Here is a 20464-nt window from a genome sequence, read left to right on the forward strand (position 1 = left end):
CTGGGCGCCGTTCGGGGCTGGGGTTGTCGGCTGGGGTGGTTGCGAGATGTCGCTCGCAACCTGTCCGTGGTCGGGGGAGGGGCGGCGCGGGGGTCAAAATTCTTGGGGTGTGGGCTTTGGGCATGGTGCTGTGGATAGACTGACGCGACCTTTCGCCCGAGGGCCGGCCGTCCCGTTCCGGGGTTGTGTTGCACCGGCCGGGCGAGCGCCGGCCGGACGCCGGTCAACGGCAGAACGCACCCAGCGAGCGGGAAGTATGCAGTCACCAGCTCAGAAGAAGTCCATCACCGGCACGCTCCTCAACCTGCTCGGCAGCGGCAAGAAGGGCACGCCCGCCGCGCCCGCGTCGGGTGACGGCGAGATCGTCCAGCCGGCGGCCGGTGAGGGCGCCCTGGAGAACCACCTCGGCGGCGACGAGGCGCGCAACTACCGCAAGTACGAGTACGACATGGTCGCCCCGCATGTGGGCCGTTCGCTGCTGGAGATCGGGTCCGGTCTCGGGCACTTCTCCGAGCAGTTCGCCGGGCGGCTGGACTACCTCGCGGTCAGCGACAACGACCCGTACTGCGTGGGCGAGCTGCGCAAACGGTACGAGGGCGACGACGACGTCGAGGTCCTCCACCTGGAGCTGCCCGCCGAGGTCGGGATCCGGCAGAAGGTGGACACCGTCGTCATGATGAACGTGCTGGAGCACATCAAGGACGACGTGCAGGCCCTGCGCGACCTGGCCGCCGTCACCAAGCCGGGTGGCCGCATCGTCATCTGGGTTCCCGGCTACATGCAGCTGTACGGGGACTTCGACCGCAAGGTCGGGCACGTCACCCGCTACACGCCGGCGACCCTCGGCGCGACCGTCCGTGAGGCGGGGCTGCACGCCGAGGTGCTCAAGCCGATCAACTTCCTGGGCGGGATCGCCTGGTGGGTGGCCGTCCGCCGGGGCGGCGCCGGGTATCCCGACCCGCGCCTGGTCAAGATCTATGACCGTACGGTCGTGCCGCTGACCCGGACCATCGAGCGGGTCGTGCGGCCCCCGTTCGGCCAGACCGTGTTCTGCGTGGCGCGCGTCCCGGGCTGATTTCCCGGAGAACCACGGATGTCCGCCGGGTGTCCGTGCGGAAGAGTTGGGCGTGGCCCGAGGGAAGGGAATCGCCCCTCCGAGCGGTGGAATACCGCGCCCTTTCCGTGGGCCGACCACTGAAGATTCCCGTGTGGTCCGAGACCCGGCGGCGGGGGTCCGGGAGGGGAGATCCCCGCCGCCGGGTTCAGTCGGCGGCGAAGAGGGCCAGGCGGTGGGCGACCGCGGCGGCCTCGCCGCGGCTGGTCACCTTCAGCTTGGCCAGGATGTTGGAGACGTGCACGCTGGCGGTCTTCGTGGAGATGACCAGCGTCTCGGCGATGTCGCGGTTGCTGTGGCCCTCCGCGAGAAGCCGCAGCACCTCAAGCTCGCGCGGGGTCAGGCCGAGCGGGGCGGTGTCGTCACGGCGGCGGACGCGGCGCGCCATGGCCTCGATCCGCTCGCACAGCGGTCCGGCCCCCAGGTCATGGGCCGCCTTGGCGGCCCGTTCCAGGCGTTGCCCCGCCCCCTCGTGGTCGCCTGAGGCCAGCGCCGCCTCGCCCGCGCCCAGGAGAGCCTCCGCCATCGGGTACGGGCGCTTCAGCGCCTCCCACGCGGCCGCGGAGGCGTCCCACGTGGCCAGGGCGCGCTCGCCGCGCACGCGGGCCGCCTGGGCCTCAAAGGCCAGCCGGTGCGCCTTCTGGGCGGGGCCGCTGGTGCTGAGCCCGGCGGCGCGCGACTCGATCTTCGGGAACGCGGGCTCGCCGTCGATGGTGGCGGCGTCGCCCAGCTCCGCGCAGGCGGCGGCGCCGGTCACCAGCACCGGCCAGGCGTAGCGGGCGTCGTCCGGCAGCCCCGGATGGGCGATCACGTCCCGCACCGCCTCCAGCGCCGCGTCGGGCCGTCCCTGGGCCATCCGCAGCCGCGCCTCCAGCCGCACGGTGGAGAAGAAGTCCTGGGCCTTCTTCCACGGCATCTTCCGATGCGTGATCTCCCGGGCCGACGCCAGCCGCTCCTCGGCGGTGTCGAGGTCGCCACGGCACAGCGCGATCTCCCCGTCCAGGACGAGCAGCGAGGTACGGGTGGCGAGCGCGGGATCCTGCTCCAGCGACTGCCGCAGGATCGTGCGGGCCTCGTCCCAGTGGCCCAGCGACACCAGCGGCTCGGCCCTGTTGATGGACAGGATCGTGCCATGGGTGCGGGCCACGCCGTGCTCGCGCGCCACCTCCATGCCGAGGCGTGCGACCTCGGCGGCGTCCTCGTGCCGCCCGACGCCCTCCAGGAAGTGCGACTTGATGACGGCGAGACGCAGCTGCGCCTGGAAACTCCCGGCCTGGTCGGCGAGCTCCTCCACCTCGCGCAGCCTCGGGCCATCACGGTCGTAGTCGATGTCGACGCAGAACAGCGTGGTGCGGGCGTTCACCTCGGCGGTCATCGACCCGATCTGGCGGGCGATCCGCAGCGACTCCTCCGACGCCTCGCGGGCCGTCCGGATGTCGGTGGACAGGCGCACGTACGTGGCCAGCGTGGCCAGCACGCGGGAGCGCAGCTCGGTGGGCGGCTCGGCCGGCAGGCAGGCCGCGGCCTCCCGCAGATCGTCGACGCAACGGGACCGGGCCGTCTCGTAGTACATCCGGCCGCGCAGCTCCAGCAGCGCGGCGCGGCGCGGCGCCTGGTCCTCGCCGGTGCCCACGGCGCGCAGCGCGGCGCCGGCCAGCTTGATCCCGCGGTCGAACTCCCCGGCCAGGTCGGCGGTCGTCGCGGCCTCCTCCAGCACGTCGACATGCCCGGCGCCGATGCGCTCCTCGGCGTCCGGCACGCGCTCCCACAGCTCCAGGACGCGCAGGAGCATCGCGAGCTTCTCGGCGTACGCCAGCGTCTTGTGCGCCTCGGCGGCGGCCCGCCATGAGCTGACCAGCGCCCAGGTGGCGTCGTGCGCCGAGTACCAGTGGTGGCTCAGCTCCACCCACAGGCGCCGCGCCGGCACGAGGCCCGGATCGTTCTCCAGGGTCTCGGCGTAGCGGGTGTGCAGGCGGGTGTGCTCGCCGGGGAGCAGGTCCTCGTGGATCGCCTCGCGGATCAGGGCGTGCCGGAACGCGTACCCGTCGCCGTCCACGACCAGCACGTTCGCGGCGACGGCCGGTCGCAGCAGCCGGGTGAGGCGGGGTTCGTCCAGCCCCGACACGGCGGCCAGCAGCGCGTGCTCGATGCGGGTGCCGCCCCCGCTGGCGTCGCGCAGCACCTCCTGCGTCTCCTCCGGGAGCCGCTGGACGCCCGCGAGGAGCAGGTCGCGCAGTGACTCGGGCAGCTCGGCGTGCCTGCCGTCCTCGCTGCCGTCCTCGCTCTCCAGCAGGAACTCGACGAACAGCGGGATGCCCTCGCTGCGGGCGTAGATCCGGTCCACCAGCGGCGGCGGGGGCTCGGCGTCCATCGCCCCGGCCACCAGCCGCGCGACGTCGGCCTTGGAGAGCCGGGTCAGTTCGAGCCGCCGTACCCGGTCGAGCCGTGCCAGCTCGGCCAGCAGGGGCCGCAGCGGGTGGGCGCGGTGCAGCTCGTTGGTGCGGTAGGTGACCACGATCAGCAGCGGCGAGCCGCCGGCGTTGCGGATCAGGAACGCCAGCAGCTCGCGGGTGGACTGGTCGGCCCAGTGCGCGTCCTCGATCACCAGCACCACGGGGCCGCGCTCGGCCAGCCGCTCCAGCAGGGTCAGCACCAGCTCGAACAGCCGGGCCCGCTCCTCCGCGGACGCCTCGTCGGACTCCGGCTCGCCGAACTCGGGCAGCAGCCGGGCCAGCCCGGAGGTGTCGGCCCGCGGCAGGAGACCCGCGACCCCTTCGATGCCGATGTCGCGGACCAGCTCGCGCAGCACGGTGGTGAACGGGGTGAACGGCAACCCGTCCGATCCCAGCTCAAGGCATCCGCCGGCCAGGAGCCGAGCGCCCTTCTCCCCGAGGCGGGCGGCGAACTCCCGGATCAGCCGGGTCTTGCCGACACCGGCCTCGCCCCCGATCAGCACCGCCCCCGGAGCGCGCGACAGCGCGTCCTCCAGGTCGTCCAGCTCGGCCGTCCGGCCGACCATGAGGGACGGCATCGCGCGTATGCTCACGCCGTCAAGCATGCCAAACCCGTCGGACATTCCTGTCCTGATTTTTACCGGTCATGCCGTGAAACCGGTGGTCAGCCCGGATTCATCCGCCAGGTCTGGCCCCGGTGCTCGTCCAGTCCGGGCACCGGGCCGGGCGGCAGCGGCGGGTGCACGGTGGTGCGGACGGGCACGCCGACCGTGCCGTCCGCGATGACGCCGCGGGCCTGGAAGTGCCCGTGCGCCATCATCTCGGCCCGGGTCAGCACCGGCGCCACCGGCGCGCCCGCCGGGTAGAGCAGGTCGATGGCCTCGTCCCTGGTGAGCCGGGAGATCGCGGCGGCCACCGCGGCGTCCAGCTCCCGCACCCGCGCCAGCCGCTCGGGGAACGGGAGGTCGGCGTGCTCCACCAGGCCGAGCGCGCGGCAGGTCGCGGCCCACAGCCGCTGCTCCGACACCACCCCCAGGGTGATCTTGCCGCCGTCCTTGGTGGTGTAGACGCCGTACCCGGGGACCGGGGCGCCGGGCTCCCGGCGGCGCTCACGCGGCTCGGGGACGGTGCCGACCCAGTGCGCCAGGACGTCGGCCATGCCGAGGTCGATATGGTCGCCGAGGCCCGTCGACCGTGCCTTCAGGCAGGCCGCCGTGATCGCGAACGCGGCCATCGTCGCCGCCGCCATGTCGGCGACGGGCAGCTCGTCCACGTCCGGCGATCCGGCCTCGGGCGGCATCGCCCCCGTGTAGGCGCGGTAGTTGACGTCGTGCCCCGGCAGCGCCGACAGCGATCCGTGCGCCCCGTATCCCGACAGCGAGCAGTAGACCAGCCCGGGGTTGAGGGCCAGCACCGCCTCGTGCCCGACCCCGAGCCGGTCGGCGACGCCGGGACGGTAGCCCTCCACGAAGACCTCGGCCCCGGCGGCGAGCTCCAGGCAGCGGGCCCGGTCGGACGGGTCCTCGAGGTTCAGGACGATGCCGCGCTTGTGCTGGTTGAGCAGGTCGAAATGGCTCGGGAAGGCGCGCATCGGCTCGCCGCCCGGCGGCTCCACCTTGATCACGTCGGCGCCGAGCTGGGCGAGGAGCTGGGTGGCGTACGGCCCGGGCCGCCACATCGTCAGGTCCAGCACCCGCAGCCCGTCCAGCAGCGCCATGGTCCCACTCCCGCTCCCGCTGATCGTGACCACGCTCACCCCCCGCGCCCCGCCTCGTCAAGGCGGTCCGGACGCCGGAACGGTCACGCTTTCGCCGTTCCTTGGCGCTCTGTTGACGTGCCGTCCAGTCCGGGGGACGCTGACCGGGGTAGAACGGGATTCTGCGAGGTCAGAGCCGGTGGAGGTGGTCGGAATCCGATTCTCCCTCTTCTACGAGCACCAGCTGCCCCGGCCGTGGGACGACGGCCAGGAGCAACGGCTCTACCGGGACGCGCTCGAACAGATCGAGATCGCCGACCGGGTCGGGTTCGACCACGTGTGGGAGGTCGAGCACCACTTCCTGGAGGAGTACAGCCATTCCTCCGCGCCGGAGGTCTTCCTCGCCGCCGCGTCCCAGCGGACCGAGCGGATCAGGCTCGGCCACGGGATCGTCCAGCTCCCGCACCAGGTCAACCACCCCGCGCGGGTGGCCGAGCGCATCGCCACGCTCGACCTGGTGTCCGGCGGGCGGGTCGATTTCGGCACCGGTGAGGCCAGTTCGGGCGCCGAGCTCGGGGGCTTCGGGGTCAAGCGCGCCGACAAGCGCGCCCAATGGCAGGACGCCATCGACGCCATCACGCGGATGTTCGTCGAGAAGCCCTTCGCCGGCTGGGACTCGCCGTTCCTGACGATGCCGCCGCGCAACGTGATCCCCAAGCCGGTCCAGCGGCCGCACCCGCCGCTGTGGGTGGCCTGCTCGCGGCGCGAGACCATCCATTTCGCCGCCCGCAACGGCATCGGCGCGCTGTCGTTCTCGTTCGTCGAACCCGAGGACGCCGGTGTGTGGGTGGACGAGTACTACCGGCTGATCGAGTCCGAGGAGTGCGTCCCGGCCGGCTTCGCGGTCAACCCGAATGTCGCCGTCGTCCTGCCGATGATGCTGCACCGTGACGAGGCCATCGCGATCGACCGCGGTATCGACGGCGCCCATTTCTTCGGTTTCGCGCTCGCGCACTATTACGGCAACACGCCGCACGACCCCGGCCGCACGGACGTCTGGAGGCAGTTCCAGGAGCGCAGGGCCGCCCGGGGCTTCTCCCGCGAGCAGATCATCGCCAACGCCAGGTCCCTGAACGTCAACGTCGGCTCGCTGCGCGGCGCGGTCGGCACGCCCGACCAGGTGGCGGAGCTGATCGGCCGGTACGAGGCGGTGGGCGTCGACCACATCTCGTTCGTCTTGCAGGCGGGTCCGAACCGGCACGAGCACATCTGCGAGTCCCTCGAACTGTTCGGGTCGGCGGTCCTGCCGCGCTTCGCCGAGGGGCGGGAGGAACGCGAGGCCGCGAAGGCGGAGCGCCTGGCCCCCGCGATCGAGGCCGCGCTCGCCCGCCGCGCACCCGCGCGCGAGGTCGCGGCGGGCTACCGCATCGACGAATCCGCGGAAGTGGCCCGCGCCCGCCGTGCGCGCCGCCCGTCCGGTGTCCGCCCCGCCCTCGCCACTACGCGAAACGAGCTACGGGAAAGCGCGCGAAGACGCGCTCTCAAGGCCGTCCACCAGTTCGTCGGCAACCGTACCGACGCCCAACTGGAACGTCGTTTCGGCGCCGGTGCCCAGCGTCTCTTCTTCGCAGGGATGGCCCGCGCCTACGACCCTTCGGTCAAGCGCGGCTTCCAGGGCGAGCTGGAATTCCGGCTGTCCCGCGCCGACGGCGTCACCCTGGCCTGGACGATCGCGGTCTGCGACGGCCGGGCCCGGTCCCGCCCGGGGCCGGCTCAGAGGCCCGCCCTCAGGATCAGCACCGGCACGGCCGACTTCCTGCGCGCCCTCTCCGGCCACACCAACCCGGCCGCGCTGATCATGGACGGCCGTCTCAAGCTCACGGGCGACACCGAGCTGGCCCCGCGGGTGAGCGAGATGTTCGGCGGGCCCTCCCCCTACTGATCGGGCCGGACGCGTCTTGCGTTGGTCTCACCAACAAATTATTGTTGGTGGGACCAACGTAAAGGAGGGGTCATGCCCACGATCGACGTTCTCGACTCGACGATGTACTACGAGGAGTCCGGCGCCGGGGCTCCGTTCGTCTTCCTGCACGGCAACCCGGCGTCGTCCCGCATATGGCGCAAGGTGCTGCCCGCGTTCGGCGGGCCCGCCCGGTTGCTGGCGCCGGACCTGATCGGCATGGGGCGTTCCGGCAAGCCGGACGTGCCGTACCGCTTCGGCGACCACGCGCGATACCTGGACGCCTGGTTCGACCGGCTGGAGCTGGACGAGGTCGTGCTCGTCGGCCATGACTGGGGCGGCGCCCTGGGCTTCGACTGGGCCACGCGGAACCCCGGGCGCGTCCGCGGCGTGGCCTTCTTCGAGACGATCGTCAAGGAGATGTCGTGGAGCGATCTGGGGGAGGCGCCGCGCGCACGGGCGAAGGCCATGCGCGGGCCGGAGGGCGAGAAGCTGGTGCTCGACCAGAACTTCTTCCTGGAGTCCGCGTTCACCGGCGGCGTGCTCAACCCGCTGAGCGATGAGGAGCTGGAGCACTACCGGGCGCCGTACCCGACCCGCGAGAGCCGCCGCCCGATCCTGGAGTGGTCGCGTTCGCTGCCGCTGGACGGGGACCCCGCCGACGTGGCCGAAAGGGTCCGCCAGTACGGCAAGTGGCTGGCCGGCAGTGACGGCGTGCCCAAGCTGCTGCTCACCTTCGACTCGTCTCCCACCTTGCTGATCAAGCCGGGAGAGGAGCTGGCGGAGTGGTGCGCGGCCAACATCGCCGCGCTGGAGATCGAGCACTGCGGCCCGGCCGGGCACCATGCCGCGGAGGACCGGCCGGAGGCCATCGCCACGGCGATCACCGGGTGGGCCCGGAGGCACGGGCTGCTGGGCGGGTGACCGCCGGCACGGCGTGAGCCCGGTCATCGGGGACGTCCGCGCCGTTTGGTGTCATGGGGGCGCGTAGGTGATGCTTGGGGCGTGTCAACGGAGACTTTGAGCCCGGTGGGCGGAGCGGCCGAGCTGCGCGCCTTCCTGCACGGACTACCCGGCGTGGACCAGGTCGGCGCCGACGAGCGGGCGGCCCGGCTGGCGACCCGGTCCATCAAGACCTCGGCCAAGGCGCAGGCGATCGACCTGGCCATCTCGATGGTGGACCTGACCACCCTGGAGGGCGCGGACACGCCGGGGAAGGTGCGGGCGCTGTGCGCCAAGGGCGTCACCCCCGACCCCGGCGACCCCGAGGTGCCGAAGGTGGCGGCCATCTGCGTGTACCCCGATCTCGCCGGGGTCGCGGCCGAGGCGCTCAGGGGGACGGGGATCGGCGTCGCGGCCGTCGCCACCTCGTTCCCGTCCGGGCGGGCGCCGCTGGAGGCCAAGCTGGCCGACACCCGCGCGGCGGTCGGCGCGGGGGCGACCGAGATCGACATGGTGATCGACCGGGGCGCGTTCCTGGCCGGCGACTACCTGAAGGTGTACGAGGAGATCGTCGCGGTCAAGGAGGCGTGCGGCGACGCCCACCTCAAGGTGATCTTCGAGACCGGCGAGCTGGTCACCTACGACAACGTGCGGCGGGCGTCCTGGCTGGCGATGCGGGCCGGGGCGGACTTCATCAAGACCTCGACGGGGAAGGTGGCGCCGGCCGCGACCCTGCCGGTGACACTGATCATGCTGGAGGCGGTGCGCGACTTCCGCGACCTGACGGGACGCCAGGTGGGCGTCAAGCCCGCCGGCGGGATCCGCACCACCAAGGACGCGATCAAGTACCTGGTGCTGGTCAACGAGACCGCGGGCCCGGACTGGCTGACCCCCGAGCACTTCAGGCTCGGCGCGTCCAGCCTCCTGAACGACCTGCTGATGCAGCGCCGCAAGCTGGCCACCGGCGCCTACTCCGGCCCCGACCACTTCACGCTCGACTGACCGGGGGACCCATGGACTTCCAGTACGCACCGGCTCCCGAGTCACGTGCCGTCGTCGACATCCGCCCCTCGTACGGGTTGTTCATCGGCGGCGAGTTCGTCGACGGCCACGGCGAGCCGTTCAAGAGCATCGACCCGTCCAACGAGGAGCCGCTGGCCGAGATCGCCTGCGCGGACGCGGCCGACGTCGACCGCGCGGTGGCCGCCGCCCGCGCCGCCTACGACGGCGTCTGGGGCACGATGCCGGGCCGCGAGCGGGCCAAGTACCTCTACCGGATCGCCCGGATCCTCCAGGAGCGCTCGCGCGAGCTGGCCGTCCTGGAGTCGATCGACAACGGCAAGCCGATCCGCGAGTCGCGGGACGTGGACCTGCCCCTGGTGGCCGCCCACTTCTTCTACTACGCGGGCTGGGCCGACAAGCTCGGCTACGCGGGGTTCGGACCGGACCCGCGGCCCCTGGGCGTGGCCGGTCAGGTCATCCCGTGGAACTTCCCCCTGCTCATGCTGGCCTGGAAGATCGCCCCGGCGCTGGCGTGCGGCAACACGGTGGTGCTCAAGCCCGCTGAGACGACGCCGCTGACCGCGCTGGCGTTCGCCGAGATCTGCCGGCAGGCGGACCTGCCCCCGGGCGTGGTCAACATCGTCACCGGCGCGGGCGACACCGGCCGGGCGCTGGTGGAGCACGACGGCGTCGACAAGGTCGCGTTCACCGGGTCCACCGAGGTGGGACGGCGGATCGCGCGGGCGGTGGCGGGCACGCGCAAGAAGCTGACGCTGGAGCTGGGCGGCAAGGCCGCCAACGTGATCTTCGAGGACGCGGCGCTGGACCAGGCGGTCGAGGGCGTGGTCAACGGCATCTTCTTCAACCAGGGGCATGTGTGCTGCGCGGGCTCGCGGCTGCTCGTCCAGGAGTCGGTGGCGGACGAGCTCCTCGACCGGCTCAAGCGGCGCATGACCACGCTGCGCGTCGGCGACCCCCTCGACAAGAACACCGATGTGGGCGCGATCAACTCGGCCGAGCAGCTCGCCAGGATCCGCGCGCTGTCGGAGATCGGCGAGCGGGAGGGCGCCACGCGCTGGTCGCCGCCGTGCGAGCTGCCGCAGCGCGGGTTCTGGTTCGTCCCGACCGTGTTCACCGGGGTCGCGCAGTCGCACCGGATCGCACGCGAGGAGATCTTCGGGCCGGTGCTGTCGGTGCTGACGTTCCGCACACCCGCAGAGGCGGTGGAGAAGGCCAACAACACCCCCTACGGGCTGTCGGCCGGGGTCTGGACGGAGAAGGGCTCCCGCATCCTGTGGATGGCCGAGCGGCTGCGCGCGGGCGTGGTCTGGTCCAACACGTTCAACAAGTTCGACCCCGCGTCGCCGTTCGGCGGCTACAAGGAGTCGGGGTTCGGCCGCGAGGGCGGCCGGCACGGTCTGGAGGCGTACCTGAATGTCTGAGCGGAACCGGCTGGCCGTGCGCAAGACCTACAAGCTGTTCATCGGGGGCGCGTTCCCCCGGTCCGAGTCCGGCAGGTCGTACGTGGTGAACGACGCCAAGGGACGGTTCCTGGCGAACGCGTCCCAGGCGTCCCGCAAGGACCTGCGGGACGCCGTCACGACCGCGCGCAAGGCGTTCGGCGGCTGGTCGCGGCGCACCCCCTACAACCGCGGCCAGATCCTCTACCGCGTCGCCGAGATGCTGGAGGGACGGCGCGCGCAGTTCGTCGACGAGCTGCGCGCCGCGGGCGCGCAGAAGAACGCGGCGGTCGCGGAGGTCGACGAGGCCATCGACCGGTGGGTCTGGTACGCGGGCTGGGCCGACAAGCTCGGCGCGGTCACGGGAGCCGCCAACCCGGTCGCGGGCCCGTTCTTCAACTTCTCCACGCCCGAGCCCACCGGGGTCGTCGGGATCGCGGCGCCCGACTCGCCGCTGCTCGGCCTGGTGTCGGTGGTGGCGCCGGTGATCGTGTCCGGCAACACCTGCGTGGTGGTGGCCTCCGAGCCGGCGCCGCTGCCCGCGATCACGCTCGCCGAGGTGCTGGCCACCTCCGACCTTCCCGGCGGGGTGGTGAACCTGCTCACCGGGCGACGTGACGAACTCCTGCCCTGGCTTGCCTCGCACATGGATGTCAACGCGCTGGATCTCGCGGGCGTCTCCGAAAATCGGGTGCGCGAGCTGGAGGAGGCCGCCGCGGAGAACCTCAAGCGCGTGCTGCGTCCCGGCGCGGCCGCCGGAAACGGCGGCGTGGCAGGGGCTGCGGGCGCGCGCGACGACTGGACGGGCGATCCCGGAACGGCGCGGATGACCGCGTTCCTGGAGGTCAAGACGGTCTGGCATCCGGTGGGGGTCTGATCCTCGATCGGCGGAAAGTGTGTAGACCGTCACGATCTGTGGAATAGTCTCCCCGTAACTGATCATCACGGGGGGGAAGATCAGTGCCGACACAGAGGACATCGCGTACGGCGTCGGGCCGCGGAACGGCGGCGCGTACGACGGGCACCAAGAAGGCCAGGAAGACCACGAGTGCCGCGCAGACGGCGACGGCGCCGCGGACCACCGTCCGCCGGAGCACGGGCACCTCGTCCAAATCCACGGGCACGACCAGGCGCGCGAGCTCGTCCAGCCGGTCCGGTACGAGCCGGTCCGGTACGAGCCGCGCGAGCACGAGCAGGTCCAGGAGCGGCACGAGCCGTTCCGGGACGAGCCGGACGTCCGCGGCGCAGAGCCGTAGCTCCAAGGCGGCGGCCACCAAGGTCACCAAAGCGGCCAGCGAGGCCAAGTCGGCCGCCACCAAGATGAGGTCGGTGGCGACCAAGGCGACCTCCTCGGCCAAGGCCATGACGGCCATGACGAAGGCCATGACCACCGCCACCAAGGCGATGACCGACGCGTCACGGGCGATGAACGCCGCGGCCAAGGCCATCACCACGTCCGCTCCCGCCACCGGGCGGAGCACAAGGAGCACCACGTCCCGCTCCGGCGGGACACGCGGCACGTCCAGAAGCAGCGGGTCGCGCAGCACGACATCGCGCGGCACGACCTCACGCGCTCGCAGCACCGGCACGCGCGCCCGCAGCACGGGCACACGGAGCACGGGCACACGGAGCACGAGTTCGCGCAGCGGCACGCGCAGTTCGGGGACACGCAGCACATCCGGCACACGCGGCTCCGGGGCGAGAAGTCCTGGCTCTCGAAGCGTCACGGCGAGATCCAGTCCGCCCCGGAGGACCACCGCACGCGCCGAGTCCGCGGCACCGGCGTCCGAGATGCCGGCGCCCATGGTCGAGCCCAAGATGGAGCCCAAGACGGGCATGGAGGCGATGCGGTCTTCGGGCGGTAACGCCGGTTTCCTTTCGAGTTTCGCCAGCGGGCGCGACGAATCCTGAGCGCGGGAACCGGCGGCGAAGCCCCGTCCACAACCGTGGACGGGGGCGGGGCTTCGCCGGACATGCCCTTGAACGGCGCGGAGGCACGGCCGCACGGCGACGCCGAAGGCCACCTCCGGGAGGAACACCCGCGGGGCGGCATGGGCGACTACGGGCGGCGACTCCGGTTCGGCCACTATCTCGATCCGGGCGCCGGGACGGAGCCGGTGACCACGGCTCAGCGCGCGGACCGGCTGGGCCTGGAACTGCTCGGGATCGCCGACCGTCCGTACGACGGCCGGTGCCTGGACGCGCCCGCCCTGATGGCGACGGTGCTGGCCGCCGCCAGGCGGATCCGCGTGTTCCCGGCCGTGGCCTGCCTGCCGCTGCGCCCGCCCGTCGTGCTCGCCAAGACGATCGCGTCGCTGGACGTGCTGAGCGGCGGCCGGGTCGAGCTCGGCCTCGGCTGCGGCACGGCTCCGGACGGCGTCCGGTCGTTCGGTGGACGGTCCCTGCCCGCCGCCGGCGCGCGCGCCGCGCTGGAGGAGGCGGTGCTGGTCGTCCGGTCGATGTGGGACGGCGGCAACGGCATCCATTTCAGGGGCGAGCACTATCGGGTGGACGGGGCGAGGCCGGGTCCCGCACCGGCGCACCCGATCGGCGTGTGGCTCGGGGTGACCGGGCCGCGCTCGCTGGCCCTGGCCGGGCGGATCGCCGACGGCTGGATCGCGCTGTCGTCGCGGGTCCCGCCCGCGCGGCTGCCGGACGCGCAGCGCCGGATCGACGAGGCCGCCCTGGAGGCGGGACGCGACCCGGCGGAGATCCGCCGCGTCTACGTGCTGAACGGCTCCATCGACCGCGGCGCGGCACGGCGGCCGGAGCCGCGCGGCCTGCTGAACGGCGACCCCGTCCGCTGGGCGGACGAGATCGCCGAACTTGCCGTCGGGTACGGCGTGGACTCGTTCCTGTACGGGGGCGACCCCGCCGACCTGGAGGTGTTCGCGCTGGAGATCGTCCCGGAGGTGCGGGAGACCGTCGGGCGCGAGCGCGCGAGGTCGTGAGCCGTGCTCACATGCGCTCGGGCGTGGGCACGCCCAGCAGGTCGAGGCCGGTGACCAGCGTGCGCAGCGTCGCCGCCGCCAGCGCCAGCCGGGACGCCTTCGTCTCCTCGTCCGGGGCCTTCAGCACGGGGCAGTTCTCGTGGAACGCCGTGTACGCCGAGGCCAGATCGAAGATGTAGCCCGCGAGCCGGTGCGGCTCGGCGGTCGCGCCCGCCTGCTCCAGCACCGCGCCGAAGCCCAGCAGGTGCAGGGCCAGCGCCCGCTCGGTCTCGTGCCCGAGCACGATCGGGCCGTGCGCCTCCTCGGGCCGCAGCCCGCCCCTGCGGAAGATCGACCGGATCCGGGCGACGGCGTACTGGAGGTACGGGCCGGTGTTCCCGCGGAAGGCGATCATCCGGTCGAAGTCGAAGACGTACTCGCTGTCGCGGGCCGTCGACAGGTCGGCGTACTTGACCGCGCCGATCCCGACCGCCTCCACGATCGCGGCCCGCTCCTCCTCGCCGAGCGACTCCTCGCGCTCGATCTTGTCGTACTCCACCCCGGCCCGCTCGACGGCCTCGTCCAGCAGCTCGCTCAGCTTGACCGTGCCGCCGGCCCGGGTACGCAGGATCTTGCGGTCGGTGCCCAGCACGTTGCCGATCTCGGCGTGCTCGGCCGACACGTCGTCGGGCAGCCAGCCGGCCATCCGCGCCACCGCGAACACCATCTGGAAGTGCAGCGACTGCGGCGCGCCCACCACGTAGATCATCCGGTTGACCCGCTCGGTCTCGACCCGGTACTTCACGGTGGCCAGGTCGGTGGTGGAGTAGTTGTAGCCGCCGTCGCTCTTGCGCAGGATCACCGGCAGCGGCTCCCCGTCGCGGCCCTTGAACCCGGGCGGGAACACGCACAGCGCCCCGTCGCTGATCACCGCGATGCCGCGGGACTCCAGCTCCTCGGTGATCGGGCCGAGCATGTCGTTGTAGAAGCTCTCGCCCTTGATGTCGGCGTCGGTGAGGGTGATCCGCAGCCGCCGGTAGACGGAGTTGAAGTACCGCTTGGAGACGTCCACCAGCAGGTTCCAGAGCCGCAGCGTCTCGGGGTCGCCGGACTGGAGCGCGACCACCCGCCGCCTCGACCGGTCGGCGAACTCCTCGTCGGAGTCGAACTTCTGGCGGGCGGCCTGGTAGAACGCGGTCAGGTCGCTGACGGACGAGTCGTCCCGCGCGGCGGCCTCCTCGCCGAGGTCCAGCAGGTGCTCGATGAGCATGCCGAACGGGGTGCCCCAGTCGCCGATGTGGTTGTCCCTGATCACCTCGTGGCCCAGGAACTCCAGGATCCGGGCGATCGCGTCGCCCACGATCGTCGTCCGCAGATGCCCGACGTGCATCTCCTTGGCGACGTTGGGCGAGGAGTACTCGACCACGACCCTCTGGGGGGTCTCGGCGGGGGGCACGTCCAGCCGCTCGTCGTCCAGGACCCGCCGGGCCTGCGCCGCGATCCACTCGTCCTTGAGGGTCAGGTTGATGAAGCCGGGCCCGCTGACCTCGACGCCGGAGGCCACGTCGGCGACGTCCAGCCTGGCCACGATCTCGTTCGCCACCTCGCGCGGCGCGCGGCCCAGCCTCTTGGCCAGCGGCAGCGCCACGTTGGCCTGGAGGTCGGCGAACTGCGACGGCCGGATGACCGGGTCGGTGTCCGCGTACGACGGTCCGAAGGCGGCGGTCAGCGCGTCCTGGACCCGGGCGGCGAGTACGAGTTGCGGGTCGGGCATGTGCCAAGGTTATCGGCGCCGCGGCAGTGGACCCGACACATTCGCGAGGGATGTGATCAGCGTTCCGGGGGCTCGTCCTCGGACGCCTCCGGCGCCGCGTCGGGATCGGAGCCGCGCTCCCGCTCCTCCTTGTCGCGGCCCGTCAGGCGGCCGAGCCTGGACGGGGTGCGCAGGGCGCCGACCTGCTCGCGGATCCGCTCCACGATCCGCCCCGCCACCAGTTCCTCGGCGAGCAGGCAGGCGGAGGTGATCGCGCGTGCCCTGGACGCTCCGTGCGCGATGACCACCGTCCCGTTCAGGCCGAGCAGCACCCCGCCGCCGTAGGTCTCGGCGTCCAGCCGCTCTCTCAGCTCCAGCAGCCCGCGGCGCTGGAACAGCGTCCCGAACCTGGCGGCCCGGCTGCCGGACATGGTCAGCCGCAGCTCCTCCAGGGCCGCGCGGGCGGCGCCCTCCATGGTCTTCAGCGCCACGTTGCCGGTGAAGCCGTCGGCGACCACCACGTCCACCGCGCCGCTCAGCAGGTCGTGGCCCTCCACGTTCCCGGCGAACTCGATGCCCTGCTGCCCGCCGGACAGCAGCTCGTACGCCCGCCTGGTGGCCTTGTTGCCCTTGCCCGCCTCGGCGCCGATGTTCAGCAGGCCCACCCGCGGCCTGGGCAGTCCCAGCAGGATCTGCGCGTACGCGGTGCCCACGGCGGCGAACTGCACCAGCGTCTCGGGCTTCACGTCCACGGTGGCGCCGGAGTCCAGCAGCACGGTCGGACGGGGCCGCGTGGGCAGGGTCACCGCGATCGCGGGACGCATCACGCCCTGCTGCCCCTTGAGCCGCAGCCGCGCGGTCGCCACCACGCCCGCCGTCGTCCCGGCCGAGACCAGCGCCGACGCCCGCCCCTGCTTGATCAGGCGGCAGGCGATGGCGATGGACGAGCGCGGCTTGCGCCAGCCCGCCAGGGCGCCCTCGCCCATGTCCAGCGCCTCGTCGGCGTGCGCGATCGGGATCTCGCCGGCCGCCCCGTGGCGCTCCAGCTCGGCGCGGATCTGCGGGGCGCGGCCGACCAGCACCAGCCGGGAGCCGTGCTCGCGGACGGCCGCCACCGCCCCGGCGATGACCTCCTCGGGGGCGTGGTCGCCGCCCATGGTGTCCACCGCCACGGGCGCGAGCCGCCCGGCCGTGTCGGGCACGGCCTGCTCGGTACGGTCCGGCGCCGGGCGCGGGCGCCCGCCCGTGCCGATCATGGCGACTCCAAGTGGGTGAAAGGACGCGATGTGCCGGATGACGGCGGTTCATCGCATGCTAGGCGGTCCCTTCACCTGCCCGGACCGGCGGGTTGTGCTCGGGCGGGCGGGCCACGGAGTTCCGGGCGCGGTCAGCCCGTCTCGCTGCGGCAGTCGGCACCGAGGCAGCGGGCGTTCTCCACCACCGGTCGGCCGTCGATCAGGATCGTGAAGTGGTGCGTCTTGGTCTTGTCCTCGCCGGTGCCGATGACCTGGACGTCGCGCCGGTCGGCGGTCTTGCCCTTGCAGCCGGCGCGCAGCCTCAGCTTGGTCCAGCCCTCGATGTCGGTGCACTGCAACGCCGAGCCCAAAGCGATGCCGCGGCCGCGCAGTTCCTCGGTGGCGTTGGCGGCCAGCGCGTTGCGCAGCGCCGTCTGGGTCGGGTAGCGCAGTTCCCTGGAGTCGGTCAGCAGGAAGAAGGCGGTGGCGGCTATCGCCCCGGCCAGGCCGGTCGCGCCCGCCGCCACCACGCGTGTGCGGGTGATCTTCACAAGCCGTTTCGTCGCCACGGAAACGGGGCGGTATGCGGGACGTGCCCAGGTTTTCCGTTCCTCCGGGCGAGTCCTTGCCCGGAGGCGGGAGCCTGGGGAGGTCCGGCCGCGGGCTCATCCCAGCACCTCGGCGACGGCGTCGGCGATCGCGTCCGGCCGGTCGAGCTGGAGCATGTGCCTGGCCCCCGGCAGCTCGACCTGCCGTCCCCGCGGGCTCATCGCGGCCAGCAGGCGGTGCCCCCGCGACCACTCCCGTCCCCCGCCGGTGTCCCGGACGTCGCCGAGCGCCGTCAGCACGACCAGCGGGATCGGGGGGAACGGCCGCCGCTCGCGCAGCGCCGCCAGGTCGGTCGCCATCTCCCGGTAGGCGAACTCCTCGGCCACGATGGTGCCGAGCACGGTGCCGCGTCCGTACACGTCCCGGACCAGGCCCTTCGGTACGGTGTCGTCCCGGTCGCTGGCGAAGCCGAGGACGACGCGCCGTCCGGCGGGACCCGCCAGGCGGGCGAGCCGCGTCAGATCGAGGACGGCCGCGAGCGCCCTGGTCAGCGGGTGCAGCACGGCCGCCACCCGGGGCCGTCCGCGCGGGGCGTGCTCGTAGCTCGGATCGACGAGCACCATCCCGTCCACCAGCTTGGGACGCGCCCTGGCCAGCGCCTCGGCGGCGAACGCCCCCATGGAATGGGCCAGCACGGTGACCGGCGGGCCGGCGTCCTCCGCCAGCTCCGCCATGATCCGTACGTCGCGGCGCAGGCTCGGCGGCGCCTGCCCGGCGGGGCTCAGGCCCAGTCCGGGCCGGTCGTAGATCAGCACGCGGTGCGCGTCCCGCAGGAGCGCCACCGACGGGTCCCAGTCGAACCACGCGCCACCGAGCCCCGAGGTGATCAGGAGCGGGGGGCCGTCGCGGCGGCCGGTGTCGATCAGGTCGACCCGCTCGCCCGCCGCCTCGGCGAGGGTCGAGGTGTATCCGGTCCCGGTCATCGTGCCGCTCCTCGCCGTACCCGGAGTGCCGTACCCGGAGTGCCGCCGCCGTTCGCCGCGACCAGGGCGGGCCCTGTACGGCGGGCTTCAGCATAGGCACACTGGACGCGGAGAACGCCTCACATCCCGTAACCGCCAGGACCTGAGCCGGGGACCCGCGCCATCGTTCGTCCGATTTGTCAGATCTGCGGGTGACCAGCATCTTTGTTCTGGCATGCGGGTAGATATTCGTTATAAGGATGTTTGAACCGCTTCAAGGGGGGTGTGCCGGGCCAAAGCCATCACTATCCGTTATGCCCACGCTCCCGGCCACTCGGGTGCGAATCCCCGCTGACGTCAAGGAGACCCAACACGTGACACTGGTGAACGACGCGGCTCCCGCCCTGCGATCCTCCGGTCGTAATTTCCGCGCCTTCACGGCGAAGCACCTCGACGAGCTGACCGCCCGCGCGGGTCTGAGCGCCCGGGAGCGGTTGGAGATCCGGGCGGTCGCGACGGTGCTGCCGTTCCGGACCAACGCCTACGTCGTCGAGGAGCTGATCGACTGGTCGGCCGCTCCCGACGACCCGATCTACCGGCTGGTGTTCCCCAGTGCGGACATGCTCCCGGAGGCCGATGTCGCCCGGCTCTGCGACCTGCTGCGCCGCGAGGCGCCCAAGGCCGAGGTCGAGGCCGCCGCGCACCAGGTGCGGATGCGGCTCAACCCCCACCCGGCCGGGCAGATGGAACTGAACATCCCCAGCTTCGGCGACGGGAAGATCCCGGGGTTGCAGCACAAGTACGACGAGACCGTGCTGTACTTCCCCAAGCAGGGCCAGACCTGCCACGCGTACTGCACCTACTGCTTCCGCTGGGCGCAGTTCGTGGGCGAGCCGGATCTGAAGATGGCCGGCGACGACTCCGGCCGGCTGCGGGATTATCTGCTGGCCCATCCGCAGGTGACCAGCGTGCTGTTCACCGGCGGCGACGCCATGATCATGGGTGAGCCGGTGCTGCGGCGCTACATCGAGCCGCTGCTGGAGCTGGAGCAGCTGGAGTCGATCAGGATCGGCACCAAGGCGCTGGCCTACTGGCCGGCCAAGTTCGTCACCGACCCCGACGCCGAGGCCATGCTGCGCCTGTTCGAGCAGGTCGTGGAGTCCGGCAAGAACCTGGCCTTCCAGGCCCACTTCACCCATCCGCGCGAGCTGGAGCCGCTGGTGGTCACCGAGGCGGTGCGGCGCATCCGCGGCACCGGCGCGGTCATCCGCACCCAGGCGCCGCTGATCCGCACCATCAACGACGACCCCGCGGTGTGGAACACCATGTGGCGCGCGCAGACCCGGATGGGCATGGTCCCGTACTACATGTTCGTGGAGCGCGACACCGGCCCCCAGGACTATTTCGCCGTCCCGCTGGCCCGCGCGTACGAGATCTTCCGGGACGCCTTCGCGGGCATCTCCGGCCTGTCCCGCACCGTCCGCGGCCCGTCGATGTCCGCCACCCCCGGCAAGGTGTGCGTGGACGGGGTGGTGGAGGTGGCCGGGCAGAAGGTGTTCGCGCTGCACTTCATCCAATGCCGCGACCCCGAGCTGGTCGGCAAGCCCTTCTTCGCCGAGTACGACCCCACCGCCGTGTGGCTGGACGACCTCAAACCCGCCTTCGCGGACCGCTTCCCCTGGCAATAGCGTCCCCTGGCAATGGCGGCGTCCCGGGTGGGGCGCACATCTCCACCCGGGACCGCTGTCCGGCGGGCGCCTGCTCTGACAGACGCCTGCGAGCGATCTGGCAGAACGGCCCGGCAGCCTGGCGGCATGATGTTCACCGAATTGTTCGTCCCGAAAGGCCGCCTCACCGCCGACCGCCGCCGCAGGCTCGCCCAGGGGTTCATGTCCTGCATGACAGGGGCCGGAGACGAGATGGACGAGCGGCAGGCCGCCGTCTTCGCGTCCCAGTTCCAGGTGGTGGTGCACGAGCCCGAGACCTGGGTCGTGGGCTCGGACCTCGCCGGCGACCCGCCTCCGTACCTGGTTCGCGTCCACGTCCCCGGGCCCTGGCGCAAGGACACCAGTGAGCACATCATCACGACGTACACCCGGCTGATCGTCGAGGAGGACCCCGGAGCGGCCGTCCAGGTGCACGTCCTGGGCGTCGCCGACGGGAGCATGGGCGTCCGCGGCGAGGCCAAGACCTCCACCGGGCTCGTGGAGATGATGAACGACCCCCTGCGCCAGGACCTGGCCGAGGGCCGGGCGGTCGTCGACCCGATCTGCGACATGATCGTCATGCTGGACAAGGCCCCGACCCTGGAGTGGGAGGGCACGCTGTACGGGTTCTGCTGCAAGGACTGCCGTACGGAGTTCGTCAAGAGGCAGGAGAAGAAGGCCGCCCGTGCCGCTAGCGGCTGA

General features: G+C 72.2%; 16 protein-coding genes. 9 read left to right on the top strand and 7 right to left on the bottom strand.

What is annotated here, in order from left to right:
- The first annotated feature begins 256 nt into the window (after positions 1–256).
- Entirely contained in the window at positions 257–1075 is an 819-nt protein-coding gene (locus ACGWYJ_RS35180; protein ID WP_395110893.1) for a class I SAM-dependent methyltransferase, read from the top strand.
- A gap of 187 nt (positions 1076–1262) precedes the next feature.
- On the opposite strand, the gene ACGWYJ_RS35185 is transcribed toward ACGWYJ_RS35180, so the two are convergent.
- Together ACGWYJ_RS35185 and ACGWYJ_RS35190 are read right to left on the bottom strand one after the other, a co-directional pair.
- Positions 1263–4160: an AAA family ATPase gene (locus ACGWYJ_RS35185; RefSeq protein ID WP_395110894.1), complete on the bottom strand. Its 2898-nt coding sequence runs from the start codon at positions 4158–4160 to the stop codon at positions 1263–1265.
- A gap of 71 nt (positions 4161–4231) precedes the next feature.
- Positions 4232–5284 carry a CaiB/BaiF CoA transferase family protein gene (locus tag ACGWYJ_RS35190; RefSeq protein ID WP_395110895.1) on the bottom strand — a complete coding sequence of 351 codons (1053 nt, stop codon included), beginning with the start codon at positions 5282–5284 and terminating at the stop codon, positions 4232–4234.
- A gap of 178 nt (positions 5285–5462) precedes the next feature.
- On the opposite strand from ACGWYJ_RS35190, the gene ACGWYJ_RS35195 reads away from it, so the two are divergent.
- The 5 genes from ACGWYJ_RS35195 (at position 5463) to ACGWYJ_RS35215 (ending at position 11504) form a co-directional block, all read left to right on the top strand.
- Positions 5463–7205: an LLM class flavin-dependent oxidoreductase gene (locus tag ACGWYJ_RS35195; RefSeq protein WP_395110896.1), complete on the top strand. Its 1743-nt coding sequence runs from the start codon at positions 5463–5465 to the stop codon at positions 7203–7205.
- A gap of 72 nt (positions 7206–7277) precedes the next feature.
- Positions 7278–8147, top strand: coding sequence for a haloalkane dehalogenase (locus ACGWYJ_RS35200; protein ID WP_395110897.1), 870 nt, complete (start codon positions 7278–7280; stop codon positions 8145–8147).
- An 81-nt stretch (positions 8148–8228) separates the two neighbouring features.
- A complete protein-coding gene (gene deoC / locus ACGWYJ_RS35205) occupies positions 8229–9167 on the top strand; it encodes a deoxyribose-phosphate aldolase (protein ID WP_395110898.1) in 939 nt (312 codons plus the stop codon).
- Positions 9168–9178: 11 nt separating this feature from the next.
- Entirely contained in the window at positions 9179–10609 is a 1431-nt protein-coding gene (locus ACGWYJ_RS35210) for an aldehyde dehydrogenase family protein (RefSeq protein ID WP_395110899.1), read from the top strand.
- Positions 10602–11504 carry an aldehyde dehydrogenase family protein gene (locus ACGWYJ_RS35215; protein WP_395110900.1) on the top strand — a complete coding sequence of 301 codons (903 nt, stop codon included), beginning with the start codon at positions 10602–10604 and terminating at the stop codon, positions 11502–11504. The genes ACGWYJ_RS35210 and ACGWYJ_RS35215 overlap by 8 nt, the downstream gene beginning before the upstream one ends.
- Here ACGWYJ_RS35215 and ACGWYJ_RS35220 read toward each other — a convergent pair.
- On the bottom strand, positions 11473–12651 hold the full coding sequence (locus ACGWYJ_RS35220) for a hypothetical protein (protein ID WP_395110901.1): 1179 nt from the start codon (positions 12649–12651) through the stop codon (positions 11473–11475). The genes ACGWYJ_RS35215 and ACGWYJ_RS35220 overlap by 32 nt on opposite strands.
- On the opposite strand from ACGWYJ_RS35220, the gene ACGWYJ_RS35225 reads away from it, so the two are divergent.
- Complete coding sequence (locus ACGWYJ_RS35225; RefSeq protein ID WP_395110902.1) at positions 12607–13578, top strand: LLM class flavin-dependent oxidoreductase; 972 nt, start codon at positions 12607–12609, stop codon at positions 13576–13578. The genes ACGWYJ_RS35220 and ACGWYJ_RS35225 overlap by 45 nt on opposite strands.
- A gap of 7 nt (positions 13579–13585) precedes the next feature.
- Here the strand turns inward: ACGWYJ_RS35225 and argS are convergent, their stop codons facing one another.
- The 4 genes from argS to ACGWYJ_RS35245 form a co-directional block, all read right to left on the bottom strand.
- Positions 13586–15331 carry an arginine--tRNA ligase gene (argS, locus tag ACGWYJ_RS35230; RefSeq protein WP_395110903.1) on the bottom strand — a complete coding sequence of 582 codons (1746 nt, stop codon included), beginning with the start codon at positions 15329–15331 and terminating at the stop codon, positions 13586–13588.
- A 56-nt stretch (positions 15332–15387) separates the two neighbouring features.
- Positions 15388–16566, bottom strand: coding sequence for a phosphate acyltransferase PlsX (gene plsX / locus ACGWYJ_RS35235; RefSeq protein WP_395110904.1), 1179 nt, complete (start codon positions 16564–16566; stop codon positions 15388–15390).
- Positions 16567–16697: 131 nt separating this feature from the next.
- Complete coding sequence (locus tag ACGWYJ_RS35240; protein ID WP_395110905.1) at positions 16698–17114, bottom strand: hypothetical protein; 417 nt, start codon at positions 17112–17114, stop codon at positions 16698–16700.
- Positions 17115–17210: 96 nt separating this feature from the next.
- Complete coding sequence (locus tag ACGWYJ_RS35245) at positions 17211–18077, bottom strand: alpha/beta fold hydrolase (protein WP_395110906.1); 867 nt, start codon at positions 18075–18077, stop codon at positions 17211–17213.
- Positions 18078–18430: 353 nt separating this feature from the next.
- Here ACGWYJ_RS35245 and ACGWYJ_RS35250 point away from each other — a divergent pair, with 353 nt between their 5' ends.
- Positions 18431–19744, top strand: coding sequence for a KamA family radical SAM protein (locus ACGWYJ_RS35250; RefSeq protein ID WP_395110907.1), 1314 nt, complete (start codon positions 18431–18433; stop codon positions 19742–19744).
- A gap of 126 nt (positions 19745–19870) precedes the next feature.
- Complete coding sequence (locus tag ACGWYJ_RS35255; RefSeq protein WP_395110908.1) at positions 19871–20464, top strand: YHS domain protein; 594 nt, start codon at positions 19871–19873, stop codon at positions 20462–20464.

It is taken from the genome of Actinomadura sp. SCN-SB, assembly GCF_043906805.1.
Lineage (GTDB): Bacteria > Actinomycetota > Actinomycetes > Streptosporangiales > Streptosporangiaceae > Spirillospora.